Source organism: Bradyrhizobium sp. 1200_D9_N1_1 (assembly GCF_052075915.1).
Lineage (GTDB): Bacteria > Pseudomonadota > Alphaproteobacteria > Rhizobiales > Xanthobacteraceae > Bradyrhizobium > Bradyrhizobium diazoefficiens.
Window position 1 is genome coordinate 4,590,493 of the sequence record NZ_CP197226.1, and the last position, 12,342, is coordinate 4,602,834.

Below are 12,342 nucleotides of genomic sequence, written 5' to 3' on the forward strand. Positions count from 1 at the left end.
TCCGTTTTGCTCACACGCTTCCGGAGGAACCAACCGGAGAATTATAACAATGGCGCTACCCGACTTCACCATGCGTCAGCTTTTGGAAGCTGGCGTGCACTTTGGTCACCAGTCTCACCGCTGGAATCCGAAAATGGCTCCGTTCATTTTCGGCACCCGTAACAACATCCACATCGTCGACCTCGCCCAGACCGTGCCGATGCTGCACCACGCCCTCCAGGCCGTCAGCGACACGGTTGCGAAGGGCGGCCGCATCCTGTTCGTCGGCACCAAGCGCCAGGCACAGGACGGCGTTGCGGACGCGGCCAAGCGCTGCGCGCAGTATTTCGTCAACTCGCGCTGGCTCGGCGGCACGCTGACCAACTGGAAGACGATCTCGGCTTCGATCAAGCGCCTGCGTCACCTCGACGACGTGCTCGCGGGCGGCGAAGCCAATTCGTACACGAAGAAGGAGCGCCTGACGCTTCAGCGCGAGCGCGACAAGCTCGACCGCTCGCTCGGCGGCATCAAGGACATGGGCGGTCTGCCCGACCTGATCTTCGTGATCGACACCAACAAGGAAGACATCGCGATCCAGGAGGCCCAGCGCCTCAACATCCCGGTCGCCGCGATCGTCGACACCAATTCGGACCCGAAGGGCATCACCTATGTGGTGCCGGGCAATGACGACGCCGGCCGCGCGATCTCGCTCTATTGCGACCTGATCGCGCGTGCGGCGATCGACGGCATCTCGCGCGCCCAGGGCGATTCGGGCATCGACATCGGTGCTTCGGCCCGTCCGCTCGCCGAAGAGCTGCCGGCGGCCTCCTCAAGCGGCTTCCAGGGCCTTGCTGGTCCCCGCGGCACCGCCGACGACCTCAAGAAGCTCCCGGGCGTGTCGGGCGCGATCGAGAAGAAGTTCAACGACCTCGGCATCTTCCACTTCTGGCAGCTCGCCGAGCTCGATCACGACACCGCGCACACGATCGGCGAAGAAGTCGGTCTGCCGAGCCGTGCGGATGCCTGGGTGGCCAAGGCCAAGGCGCTGACCGCGGAAGCGGAATAGTCAAAAAGAGTGATGGGTTGGCCGGATAGACTCCGGCCACCATTTCAGTTGACGCGAATTCCTGAGATGGACCGCGGCGGGGCAATTTGATGCCACGCCGCGGCAAACCGGCAGGCACAAAGGATATTCAACGATGGCAACGATCACAGCTGCGATGGTCAAGGACCTGCGCGAGTCGACCGGCGCGGGCATGATGGACTGCAAGGCCGCACTGACCGAAAACGACGGCAACATGGAAGCGGCGCAGGATTGGCTGCGCAAGAAGGGCCTTTCGAAGGCCGCCAAGAAGTCGGGCCGCGTCGCGGCCGAGGGCCTCATCGGCGCGCTCACCAAGGGCACCAAGGGCGTCGTGGTCGAGGTCAACTCCGAGACCGACTTCGTTGCGCGCAACGGCCAGTTCCAGGGCCTGGTCAAGATGATCGCCCAGGTTGCGTTCGACGTCGGCGCCGATGTCGAGAAGATCAAGGCCGCCAAGGTCGGCGACGTCACGATCGAAACCGCGATCAATGACGCGATCGCAACCATCGGCGAGAACATGACGCTGCGCCGCGCAGCTTCGCTCGAAGTGAGCCAGGGCGTGGTGTCGCACTACGTCCACGGTGCGGTCATCGACGGTGCCGGCAAGATGGGCGTGATCGTGGCGCTGGAATCGCCGGGCAAGGCCGACGAGCTTGCCGCGCTCGGCCGCCAGATCGCGATGCATGTCGCCGCCGCCAACCCGCTGGCGCTCGATCCGTCCGGCCTCGATCCGGCGGTCGTCAAGCGCGAGAAGGACGTGCTCGCCGACAAATATCGCCAGCAGGGCAAGCCGGAGAACGTGATCGAGAAGATCGTCGAGTCCGGCCTCAAGACCTACTACAAGGAAGTCTGTCTGCTCGAGCAGGCCTTCATCCACGACACCGGCAAGTCGGTGGCGCAGGCGGTGAAGGAAGCCGAAGGCAAGGTCGGCGGCGCTGTGAAGATTGCGGGCTTTGTGCGCTATGCTCTCGGTGAGGGAATCGAGAAGCAGGAAAGCGACTTCGCAGCCGAGGTCGCTGCGGCCAGCGGCAAGAAGTAAGCGCCGGAACGTTCCTTCCGGCGTGCCGCCGGAAGCGGCGGCCGGACAAGGAAAAGTGCTCATGACTGATCCGGTCTATCGTCGCGTCGTGATCAAGCTGTCCGGCGAATATCTCGCGGGACAGCAGGGTTTTGGCATCGATCAGCCGACCGTCGATCGGGTTGCGGACGATCTGATCGCCGCCCGCCATCTCGGCACCGAGGTTGCGGTCGTGATCGGCGGCGGCAATATCGTGCGCGGCGTCGAGGTGTCCTCGCGCGGCGTCTCGCGCCCGACCGGCGACACCATGGGCATGCTCGCCACCATGATGAACTGTCTCGCGCTGGAAGCGGCGATCGAGCGCAAGGGCACGCCGGCGCGCACGCTGTCGGCCTTCGTCATGCCCGAGATTTCCGAGCTGTTCACCCGGACTGCGGCGCACAAATACCTCGCCGAGGGCCGGATCGTGCTGCTCGGCGGCGGAACCGGCAATCCGTTCTTCACCACCGATACGACCGCGGTGCTGCGCGCCGCCGAGATCGGCGCACAGGCGGTCCTGAAGGCGACCAATGTCGACGGGGTCTACTCGGCCGACCCGAAGAAGGATCCGACCGCCACGCGGTTCGACCGGCTGACGCATTCGCAGGCGATCGAGGGCGGCTACAAGGTGATGGACGCGACCGCCTTCGCGCTTGCCCGCGAGACGTCGCTGCCTATCATCGTGTTCTCGATCGCGGAGCCGGGGTCGATCGGTGCGATTCTGCGTGGCATCGGCCACGGTACCATCGTCGCCGGCTGACGGCTCATCTGGCGCGCCCTGAAGGGAGGGGCGCGGTGAGGTCGCCGGGATTTTGAAGGAGAAACGTGATGCCCACGGGAAATTTCGACCTCAACGAAGTAAAGCGCCGTATGCAAGGCGCCGTCCAGTCCCTCAAGCACGAGCTTGGCGGCTTGCGCACCGGCCGCGCCTCCGCCTCGATGCTCGATCCGGTGCAGGTCGAGGCCTATGGCAGCCACATGCCGCTGAACCAGCTCGCCACCGTCAGCGTGCCCGAGCCGCGCCTGATCTCGGTGCAGGTCTGGGACAAGTCGATGGTCAAGGCGGTGGAGAAGGCGATCGTCGATTCCAATCTCGGCCTGTCGCCTGCGACCGAGGGCCAGGTGCTGCGCCTGCGCATCCCCGAGCTCAACGAGGAGCGGCGCAAGGAGCTCGTCAAGGTCGCGCACAAATACGCGGAGGCCGCCAAGGTCGCCGCGCGTCACGTCCGCCGCGACGGCCTCGACGTTCTGAAGAAGCTCGAGAAGAATCACGAGATGTCGGAGGACGATCAGAAGCGTCATGCCGACGAGGTCCAGAAGGTGACCGACGGCACGATCGCCGAGATCGACCAGCTGCTGGCCGCCAAGGAAAAAGAAATCCTCACCGTCTGAGGCTGCCGTCATGTCCAACGCCGCCGCGCCCGCAACGGAAGGACCCGATCGGTCCGACGCGCCTGCGCACGTCGCCATCATCATGGATGGCAACGGGCGTTGGGCCGCCGCGCGCGGTTTGCCGCGGGCCGAAGGTCATCGCCGCGGCGTGGAGGCCTTGCGCCGCGTGGTGCGCGCCTCGCACGAGCTCGGCATCCGCTATCTCACCATCTTCTCGTTCTCGTCGGAGAACTGGTCGCGTCCGGCGAGCGAGATCGGCGATCTGTTCGGCCTGCTCAGGCGGTTCATCCGCAACGATCTCGCGAGCCTGCATCGCGACGGCGTCAAGGTCCGCATCATCGGCGAGCGCGACGGGCTCGAGAGCGACATCTGCGCGCTGCTCAACGAGGCCGAGGAACTGACGCGCGACAATTCGCGTCTCACGCTCGTCGTCGCCTTCAACTACGGCTCGCGGCAGGAGATCGCGAAGGCGGCACAGAAGCTCGCGCGCGAGGTCGCGGAGGGCAGGCGCGATCCTGCCACGATCGACGCCGAGACGCTTGGGGCGCATCTCGATGCGCCCGACATTCCCGATCCCGATCTCATCATCCGCACCAGCGGCGAGCAGCGCCTGTCCAACTTCCTGATGTGGCAGGCGGCCTATAGCGAGCTCGTGTTCGTGCCGATCCACTGGCCGGATTTCGACAAGGCGGCGCTGGAAGGCGCGATCGCCGAATTCGCCAGGCGCGAGCGCCGTTTCGGCGGCCTGGTCGCGAAAACCGCCTCGTGAGCGAACCCGAGACCGTACCGGCTGGCTCGAAGCCTGCCCCAAGCAATCTCGTGATGCGGGTCCTCGCAGCGCTGGTGCTGGCGCCGCTTGCCATTGCGCTCGCTTATGCCGGCGGCTGGCTGTGGGCGCTCCTCGTCACGCTGGTGTCGATCGGGCTGTTCGCGGAATGGCTGATGGTGGTGGGCGCGGGGTCCGTTGCGCTGACCGCGTGCGGAACGATCGTCCTCGCCATCATGGGCTTCTGCGTCGCCTTCGGCGCGCTCAAGACCGCAATCGTCACCGGCCTCGTTGGCGGGGCCATCGTGACGCTGATCGCGCGAGGCAAGTTCGTCTGGGCGGCCGCCGGATTCGCCTATGCATCGGCGGCGCTGCTGGCCTCGATCCTGGTACGGCAGGATCTCGTGAACGGCTTTGCCGCGCTGATGTTCGTGCTGCTCGTGGTGTGGGTGACCGACATTGGCGGCTATTTCGCCGGCCGCGGCATTGGCGGACCGAAGCTGTGGCCGCGCGTGAGCCCGAAGAAGACCTGGGCCGGCGCGCTCGGCGGCTTTGCCGCCAGCCTTGCGGTCGCTGCCGGCTTTGCGGCTTGCGGGCTCGGGAAGGCGGTTCCACTGCTGCTCGTCAGCGCCGTCCTGTCGGTGGTCTCGCAGCTCGGCGATCTCTTCGAATCCGCGGTGAAGCGGCGCTTCGGTGTCAAGGATTCCAGTCACTTAATTCCCGGCCATGGCGGTCTACTGGACCGTCTGGACGGTTTTGTCGCCGCCATCCTGGCGGCATGGATTATCGGCTTTCTCCGCCATGGTGTGCATAGCGCCGGAAGCGGTCTTGTGGTTTGGTGAGGATATGAGCGCGGTCCCATTGCGTAACAATAAGGCTGCGGCGTCTGCCGTCCGCAGCGTCACGGTTCTCGGTGCCACCGGCTCGATCGGCGACAGCACGATGGATCTGCTGCGCGCCTCTCCCGAACGCTACCGTGTCGAGGCGCTGACGGCGAACGGCAATGTCGAAGCGCTGGCGAAGCTCGCGAAGGAGTTTTCGGCGCGCTTCGTGGCGATCGCCGACACCTCCAAGTTCGCCGAGCTCAAGGCTGCACTTGCGGGCACGAGCACCGAATGCGGCGCCGGCGAAAGCGCGGTGATCGAGGCCGGCGCGCGTCCGGCCGATTGGGTGATGGCTGCCGTGAGCGGCGCCGCCGGACTGAAGCCGGCGCTCGCCGCGGTCGATCGCGGCGCGCATGTCGCGCTTGCCAACAAGGAATGCCTCGTCTGCGCCGGCGATTTCTTCATGCAGCGCGCGGCGAAGGCCGGCGCCTGCATCCTGCCAGCCGATTCCGAGCATAATGCGCTGTTCCAGGCGCTCGGCTCCGGTAATCGCGACGAGCTGGTCCGTGTCATCATCACGGCATCCGGCGGTCCGTTCCGGACCTGGAAACCTGCCGACATCGAGCAGGCGACGCTTGCCCAGGCGCTGAAGCATCCGAACTGGAGCATGGGCCAGAAGATCACGATCGATTCCGCCTCGATGATGAACAAGGGGCTCGAGGTGATCGAGGCCTCCTATCTGTTCGCGCTCTCGCCCGACGAGATCGACGTTCTTGTTCATCCGCAGTCGATCATCCACGGCATGGTCGAGTTCTCCGACCGTTCGGTCGTGGCCCAGCTCGGCTCTCCCGACATGCGCACCCCGATCGCCCACTGCCTCGGCTGGCCCGACCGCATCAAGGGACCGGCGGCCAAGCTCGATCTGGCCAAGATCGGCCAGCTGACCTTCGAGGCGCCCGATTTCGAGCGGTTCCCCGGACTACGGCTGGCTTACGATTCGCTCCGGACCGGGAAGGGGGCGACCACGGTGTACAATGCCGCCAACGAGGTCGCGGTCGCCGCCTTCATCGCCGGCAAGATCCGGTTCGGCGCGATTGCCCGGCTGGTGGAGGCGACGTTGGAGGACTGGATCCGCGGCGGGAACCAGACGCCTCTGACGTCCGCCGACGATGCAATCTCTGTTGACCATGTTGCTCGAAATAGAGCTGCCGCCCTATTGCCTCAAATTGCCTTAAAGGCATCCTAGATGGTTCGGGGCCAGGGCCTTGCGGCGCTGGATGAGGGAATTCGATGATCGACTTTTTTGTCCATAGTTTCAATACGTTGAGCCATGGGCTCCTCGGCTACGCAGTTCCCTTCCTGTTCGTCCTGACCATCGTCGTGTTCTTCCATGAACTCGGCCATTTTCTGGTCGCGCGCTGGGCGGGCGTTCGGGTGTTAACCTTCTCGCTCGGCTTCGGGCCTGAGCTGGTCGGTTTCAACGACCGCCATGGCACCCGCTGGAAGATCTCGGCGATCCCGCTCGGCGGTTACGTCAAGTTCTTCGGCGACGAGAGCGAGGCTTCGACGCCGTCGGCCGAGACGCTCGCGGCCATGACGGCCGAGGAGCGCGCCGGCAGCTTCCACCATAAGAAGGTCGGCCCGCGCGCCGCCATCGTCGCGGCCGGACCGATCGCCAATTTCATTCTGGGCGCGCTGATCTTCGCCGGCATGGCCCTGTATTACGGCAAGCCGAGCACGATCGCGCGCGTCGACGGCGTCGTCGCCGATGGCGCGGCGGCTGCGGCCGGCTTCAAGATCGGGGACATCGTCGTCCAGATCGACGGCAAGCCGATCGAGAGCTTTGCCGACATGCAGCGGATCGTGGCGATGAATGCCGGTTCGGCGCTTGCCTTCCAGGTGAAGCGCGACGGCGCCATCGTGTCGCTGACCGCGACGCCGGCGCTGCTCGAGCGCAAGGATCCGTTCGGCAACAGCCACCGCCTCGGCGTGCTGGGCGTCGAGCACAAGTCTCAGGCTGGTGAGGCCTCGACCGCACCGGTCGGGGTCGGTGAGGCGCTCAAGATCGGGGTCGAGCAGGTCTGGTTCATCATCACCAGTACCTTCAAGTTCCTGGGCTCGCTGTTTGTCGGAAACGGCAACCCCAACGAGGTCAGCGGCGTCCTCGGAATCGCGAAGATGTCGGGGCAGGCGGCCAGCGCCGGGTTCCAGTTCGTGATCAACCTCTGCGCGGTGCTGTCGGTGTCGATCGGCCTGCTGAACCTGTTCCCGATCCCGCTGCTGGATGGCGGTCACCTTATGTTCTATGCGGCGGAGGTGGTTCGCGGCCGGCCCCTGTCCGAGCGGACTCAGGAAATGGGGTTCCGAATCGGGCTGGGTTTGGTGCTGATGTTGATGGTGTTTGCGACCTACAACGACATCCTGCGGATGGCAGCTTCCTGATAGGGGCTTTTTTGTGGCGTTGCTGTTAGGCAACGTCTTGGAATGAAATTGAAATTGCGGCGCGCTCGGCCGTTTGCGGCGTCGGTGAAATTGGCTACAAGCGGCCTGAACTTGGGGAATCTCCGGACCGGCGTTGGGGTTGGGTCTGGCACGGAATGATAAGGGCGCGTTGCGCAATGAAGTTTGGACTGCGACTCCGGGGGGGCTTGCTTGCCACCCTGATCATGTTCGGCGCGCCGGTGGTTGCCCCGATTGGGGCTGCTCTTGTGTCTTCGTCTGCGCTTGCGCAGACCGTCCAGTCGATTTCCGTCGAAGGAAATCGCCGGGTCGAGGTGGAGACGATCCGCTCCTATTTCAAGCCGGGTCCGGGCGGTCGCCTGGATCAGGGCGCCATCGACGACGGCCTCAAGGCGCTGATCGAGACCGGCCTGTTCCAGGACGTGAAGATCAACCGCGGCGCCGGTGGCCAGATCGTCGTCTCCGTGGTGGAAAACCCGGTGATCGGTCGCATCGCCTTCGAGGGCAACAAGAAGATCAAGGACGAGCAACTCGGCACTGAAGTCCAGTCCAAGGCGCGCGGCACCTTCTCCCGCGCCATGGTGCAGTCCGACACGCTGCGAATCGCCGAAATCTATCGCCGCTCCGGCCGCTACGACGTCCGCGTCACGCCCGAGGTCATCGAGCAGCCGAACAACCGCGTCGATCTCATCTTCACGATCGAGGAGGGCGCCAAGACCGGCGTCAAGTCGATCGAGTTCGTCGGCAATGTCGCGTTCTCGTCCTACCGCCTGCGGGACGTCATCAAGACGCGCGAATCGAACCTGCTGAGCTTCCTTGCCAGCGGCGACATCTACGATCCCGACCGCGTCGAGGCCGACCGCGACCTGATCCGCCGCTTCTACCTCAAGAACGGCTTCGCCGACGTCCAGGTCGTGGCCGCGCTCACCGAATACGATCCGGAGAAGAAGGGCTTCAACGTCACCTTCAAGATCGAGGAAGGCGCCCAATACCGCGTCGGCGCGCTCGACTTCCGTTCCAGCATCCCGAACTTCGATCCGAACTCGATGCGCGCCTATTCGCGCGTCAATGTCGGCTCGCTCTACAACGTCGAATCGGTCGAGAAGTCGGTCGAGGAGATGCAGATCGAGGCCTCGCGCCGTGGCTATGCCTTCGCCGTGGTCCGTCCCGGCGGCGACCGCAACTTCGAGGCGCACACCGTCTCCGTCGTGTTCAACATCGACGAGGGCCCGCGCACCTATATCGAGCGCATCAACCTGCGCGGCAACACCCGCACGCGCGACTACGTCATCCGCCGCGAGTTCGACATCTCCGAGGGCGATGCCTACAACCGCGCACTGGTCGATCGTGCCGAGCGGCGCCTGAAGAACCTCGACTATTTCAAGAGCGTGAAGATCACGACGGAGCCCGGCTCGTCCAGCGACCGCGTCATCCTGATCGTCGACATGGAAGAAAAATCGACCGGCGACTTCTCGATCTCCGGCGGTTACTCCACGACCGACGGCGCGCTTGCCGAAGTCTCGGTCTCCGAGCGCAACCTGCTCGGTCGCGGCCTGTTCGCCAAGGCGTCGGTGACCTATGGCCAGTACGCACGCGGCTATTCGCTGTCGTTCGTCGAGCCGTATCTGCTCGACTACCGCGTCGCGCTGGGCCTCGACCTCTATCAGCGTGAGCAGAAGTCCAACAGCTACATCTCCTACGGCACCAAGACGCTCGGCTTCTCGCCGCGCCTCGGCTTCTCCTTGCGTGAAGATCTGGCGCTGCAGCTGCGCTACTCGATCTATCGGCAGGAAATCACGCTGCCGTTCTACCTGGCAAACTGTAACAACATCGCCGGCCCGGCGTTCAACCCGAGCCCGGCCTTCGCTGCGTCGCAGGTTCCGCCGATCGATTTGAGCTCGACCAACGGCCTCGGCTGCTACAGCGACGGCGAAGCCTCGCTGCCGGTGCGCAAGGAGCTTGCCAACGGCAAGACCCTGACCTCGGCGCTCGGCTACTCTCTGAGCTACAACACGCTGGACAACAACAAGAACCCCACCGACGGTCTGCTCGTCGACTTCCGGCAGGACTTCGCCGGCGTCGGCGGCGACGTCACCTACCTGAAGAGCGTTATCGACGCGAAGTACTACACCCCGCTGGTGTCTGACATCGTCGCCGTCGCGCGCCTTCAGAGCGGCATCCTGACCAAGATGGGGAGCGATCTGCGGATGCTCGACCACTTCCAGATGGGCCCGAACCTCGTCCGCGGCTTTGCTCCGAACGGCATCGGCCCGCGCGACCTGAACCCCTTTGGCACGCAGGATGCGCTCGGCGGCACCAAGTACTGGGGCGCTTCGATGGAATTGCAGATGCCGTTCTGGTTCCTGCCGAAGGAAGTCGGTCTGAAGGGCGCGGTCTATGCTGACGCCGGCGGTCTGTACGACTATCAGGGACCGACGACTTGGTCGGCGACCGGTGAGACGACCACCACAAGGAACTCAAACTGCATCCCGTCCACCATCAATCCGGCGACGGCGGGCACCTGTACCGGCCTCGTGTACGACGACAGCAAGGTGATCCGCTCGTCGGTCGGTGTCGGCCTGATCTGGCAGTCGCCGTTCGGACCGCTGCGCTTCGACTATGCCGTGCCGCTCAGCAAGGGCAAGTATGACCGCACGCAGGAGTTCCGGTTCGGCGGCGGCACCTCGTTCTAATTCGATCAGCAGGGCATGATCCGGCCCCCTTGGGTTTCCCTTGGGTTTTCCTTGGGGCCGGTCTCCAATAAGATCGTGCTCAATCCGGGAGAAAAGGCATGATGCGGTTTGGCCGCTTCATGTCGAAGCCGGGCCGCGACGGGGTGGAATGGCGCAGCCGACCTTCTTCACAAAGCCGCCTGCGACGGCGCTGGCCGATATTGCCACGCTGACAAAGGCGCTGCTGGTCGACCCCACCAGGGGCGATCACGTCATCACGGGCCTGGCCTCGCTCGACGAAGCCGGCCCGATGCATCTGGCGTTCTTCGACAACCTCAAATATGCCGATCAGCTCAAGGCGACCAGAGCGGGTGCCTGCCTGGTCAGCCCGCGCTTCGAGGCCCAGGTGCCCGCACACGTCGCCGTGCTGCGGGCGGCGCAGCCATTTCGCGCCTTCGTCAGGATCGCGCGGGAATGGCATGGCGACGCGCTGAGGCCGCAATCCTGGGTCGGCAATGACGGCATCGCGCCGTCGGCCATCATCGATCCCACGGCCCGGCTCGAGGACGGCGTGATCGTCGACCCCCTGGCGGTCATCGGTGCGGATGTCGAGATCGGCAGCGGCACGGTGGTCGGCGTCGGCGCCGTGATCGGCCCCGGCGTCAAGATCGGCCGGGACTGCAATGTCGGCGCCCGCACCGCCATCCAGTGCGCGCTGATCGGCAACGATGTGCTGATCCATCCGGGCTGCTCGATCGGCCAGGACGGTTACGGCTTCATCTTCTTCGGCCCTGAGGGGCACCTGAAGGTGCCGCAGACCGGGCGCGTGCTGATCCAGAACAATGTGGAGGTCGGCGCTGGCACCACCATCGATCGTGGGTCCCTGCGCGACACCGTGATCGGCGAGGGCACCAAAATCGACAACCAGGTCCAGATCGGCCACAATGTGACGATCGGCCGGAATTGCCTGCTGGCGGCCCAGATCGGGCTGGCCGGCAGTTTGACCATCGGCGACAATGTGGCGCTGGGAGCAAAGGTTGGCATCAACAATCACCTCAAGATCGGCGACGGAGCCCAGGTCACTGCGATGAGCGGCGTCAAGGACGACATCCCGCCGAACGGACGCTGGGGTGGTTTTTTCGCCAAGCCGACCAAGCAGTGGTTCAAGGAAATTATCGCGGTGGAGCGCCTGGTACGCGACAGCAGGGCCGATCCGAAGGACGAGGGACGGGAATGACGGAGGGATCTCCTATTAAGTTCGAGCTGGTGGACATCAACGCGATCCTCCAGACGCTGCCGCACCGCTTTCCGATGCTGCTGATCGACCGCGTGATCAACATCCGCGCCGATTACAGCGGCATCGGCATCAAGAACGTCACCTTCAACGAGCCGGCCTTCCAGGGGCATTTCCCCGAGCGCCCGGTCTATCCCGGCGTCATGATGATCGAGGCGATGGCGCAGACGGCGGGCGTGATCGGCATCAAGTCGGTCGAGGGCACCGAGAAACCGCGCGCGGTCTATTTCCTCACCATCGACAAGTGCAAGTTCCGCAAGCCCGTGCTCCCTGGCGATACCATCGAGTATCACATGCGCTCGCTTGGCCGCCGCAAAACCATGTGGTGGTTTCACGGCGATGCCAAGGTCAACGGCCAAGTCGTCGCCGAGGCCGACGTCGGCGCCATGCTGACCGACTGAGTGGCTTACGACCCCGCGGACGGGCTCATACGCCGCAATCGTAGCGGCTGCCCGCTGCCTCGCGTCTGATCTTCCGGTTGAAGAACTGGCCCATGGACGGCGCGCCCAGGAGGCTGTCGACCGTTTCGGGATCAACGCCGCAGTAGCGGTCATACGCGCCGTTGATCGCGACGATCAGGTCCTGCTGCGCGCGGTCGTAGCAGACGCGCTGAAGCACCGTGCTGCGGGTGATGTCGCGGCATTCGAATGTCGCGAGGTCGACGGGCCGGTGTCCGCCGGTCTCGACCGTCTCGGAGACGACCGGTGCGGCCGCGAGCTGTGCGAGCAGTATTGCCAGGGCCCTGACCACGATAGCTGAAGCTCCGCATGAACGTGTTGATGGGCCGGGAAGGCCGCCTCATCCGGCACGTGAA

General features: G+C 64.8%; 12 protein-coding genes. 11 read left to right on the forward strand and 1 reads right to left on the reverse strand.

The genetic code is table 11. From position 1 onward, the window contains the following. Positions 1 to 49: 49 nt before the first annotated feature. The 11 genes from AB5K84_RS22105 to fabZ all read left to right on the forward strand — a co-directional run bounded on the left by AB5K84_RS22105 (position 50) and on the right by fabZ (position 11,929). Entirely contained in the window at positions 50 to 1,045 is a 996-nt protein-coding gene (locus AB5K84_RS22105; protein WP_011087629.1) for a 30S ribosomal protein S2, read from the forward strand. A gap of 133 nt (positions 1,046 to 1,178) precedes the next feature. After that, a complete protein-coding gene (gene tsf / locus AB5K84_RS22110) occupies positions 1,179 to 2,102 on the forward strand; it encodes a translation elongation factor Ts (protein WP_011087628.1) in 924 nt (307 codons plus the stop codon). Between the two features lie 61 nt (positions 2,103 to 2,163). After that, the gene (pyrH, locus tag AB5K84_RS22115; protein WP_027545778.1) at positions 2,164 to 2,880 is read left to right on the forward strand and encodes a UMP kinase; all 717 of its coding nucleotides are present in this window, start codon (positions 2,164 to 2,166) and stop codon (positions 2,878 to 2,880) included. Positions 2,881 to 2,948: 68 nt separating this feature from the next. Continuing rightward, complete coding sequence (gene frr / locus AB5K84_RS22120; protein ID WP_028171750.1) at positions 2,949 to 3,512, forward strand: ribosome recycling factor; 564 nt, start codon at positions 2,949 to 2,951, stop codon at positions 3,510 to 3,512. A gap of 10 nt (positions 3,513 to 3,522) precedes the next feature. Then, positions 3,523 to 4,281: an isoprenyl transferase gene (locus AB5K84_RS22125; RefSeq protein ID WP_011087625.1), complete on the forward strand. Its 759-nt coding sequence runs from the start codon at positions 3,523 to 3,525 to the stop codon at positions 4,279 to 4,281. Further along, on the forward strand, positions 4,278 to 5,120 hold the full coding sequence (locus tag AB5K84_RS22130; protein ID WP_011087624.1) for a phosphatidate cytidylyltransferase: 843 nt from the start codon (positions 4,278 to 4,280) through the stop codon (positions 5,118 to 5,120). The genes AB5K84_RS22125 and AB5K84_RS22130 overlap by 4 nt, the downstream gene beginning before the upstream one ends. Before the next feature lie 4 nt (positions 5,121 to 5,124). Then, positions 5,125 to 6,348, forward strand: a complete 1,224-nt coding sequence (dxr, locus tag AB5K84_RS22135; protein ID WP_011087623.1) for a 1-deoxy-D-xylulose-5-phosphate reductoisomerase — start codon at positions 5,125 to 5,127, stop codon at positions 6,346 to 6,348. Positions 6,349 to 6,392: 44 nt separating this feature from the next. Further along, positions 6,393 to 7,544, forward strand: a complete 1,152-nt coding sequence (gene rseP, locus AB5K84_RS22140; protein ID WP_011087622.1) for an RIP metalloprotease RseP — start codon at positions 6,393 to 6,395, stop codon at positions 7,542 to 7,544. Between the two features lie 176 nt (positions 7,545 to 7,720). Continuing rightward, a complete protein-coding gene (gene bamA / locus AB5K84_RS22145; protein ID WP_011087621.1) occupies positions 7,721 to 10,255 on the forward strand; it encodes an outer membrane protein assembly factor BamA in 2,535 nt (844 codons plus the stop codon). Between the two features lie 148 nt (positions 10,256 to 10,403). Further along, on the forward strand, positions 10,404 to 11,471 hold the full coding sequence (lpxD, locus tag AB5K84_RS22150) for a UDP-3-O-(3-hydroxymyristoyl)glucosamine N-acyltransferase (protein ID WP_011087620.1): 1,068 nt from the start codon (positions 10,404 to 10,406) through the stop codon (positions 11,469 to 11,471). Beyond that, positions 11,468 to 11,929, forward strand: a complete 462-nt coding sequence (gene fabZ, locus AB5K84_RS22155; protein WP_011087619.1) for a 3-hydroxyacyl-ACP dehydratase FabZ — start codon at positions 11,468 to 11,470, stop codon at positions 11,927 to 11,929. The genes lpxD and fabZ overlap by 4 nt, the downstream gene beginning before the upstream one ends. A gap of 25 nt (positions 11,930 to 11,954) precedes the next feature. Here fabZ and AB5K84_RS22160 read toward each other — a convergent pair whose 3' ends face one another. Continuing rightward, positions 11,955 to 12,278, reverse strand: a complete 324-nt coding sequence (locus AB5K84_RS22160; protein ID WP_011087618.1) for a KTSC domain-containing protein — start codon at positions 12,276 to 12,278, stop codon at positions 11,955 to 11,957. Between the last annotated feature and the right edge of the window lie 64 nt (positions 12,279 to 12,342).

Excerpts from the sequence above, each read along its gene's own strand:
- AB5K84_RS22105 (WP_011087629.1), top strand. The coding sequence starts at position 50 with ATGGCGCTACCCGACTTCACCATGCGTCAGCTTTTGGAAGCTGGCGTG.
- tsf (WP_011087628.1), top strand. The coding sequence starts at position 1,179 with ATGGCAACGATCACAGCTGCGATGGTCAAGGACCTGCGCGAGTCGACC.
- pyrH (WP_027545778.1), top strand. The coding sequence starts at position 2,164 with ATGACTGATCCGGTCTATCGTCGCGTCGTGATCAAGCTGTCCGGCGAA.
- frr (WP_028171750.1), top strand. The coding sequence starts at position 2,949 with ATGCCCACGGGAAATTTCGACCTCAACGAAGTAAAGCGCCGTATGCAA.
- AB5K84_RS22125 (WP_011087625.1), top strand. The coding sequence starts at position 3,523 with ATGTCCAACGCCGCCGCGCCCGCAACGGAAGGACCCGATCGGTCCGAC.
- dxr (WP_011087623.1), top strand. The coding sequence starts at position 5,125 with ATGAGCGCGGTCCCATTGCGTAACAATAAGGCTGCGGCGTCTGCCGTC.
- rseP (WP_011087622.1), top strand. The coding sequence starts at position 6,393 with ATGATCGACTTTTTTGTCCATAGTTTCAATACGTTGAGCCATGGGCTC.
- bamA (WP_011087621.1), top strand. The coding sequence starts at position 7,721 with ATGAAGTTTGGACTGCGACTCCGGGGGGGCTTGCTTGCCACCCTGATC.
- lpxD (WP_011087620.1), top strand. The coding sequence starts at position 10,404 with ATGGCGCAGCCGACCTTCTTCACAAAGCCGCCTGCGACGGCGCTGGCC.
- fabZ (WP_011087619.1), top strand. The coding sequence starts at position 11,468 with ATGACGGAGGGATCTCCTATTAAGTTCGAGCTGGTGGACATCAACGCG.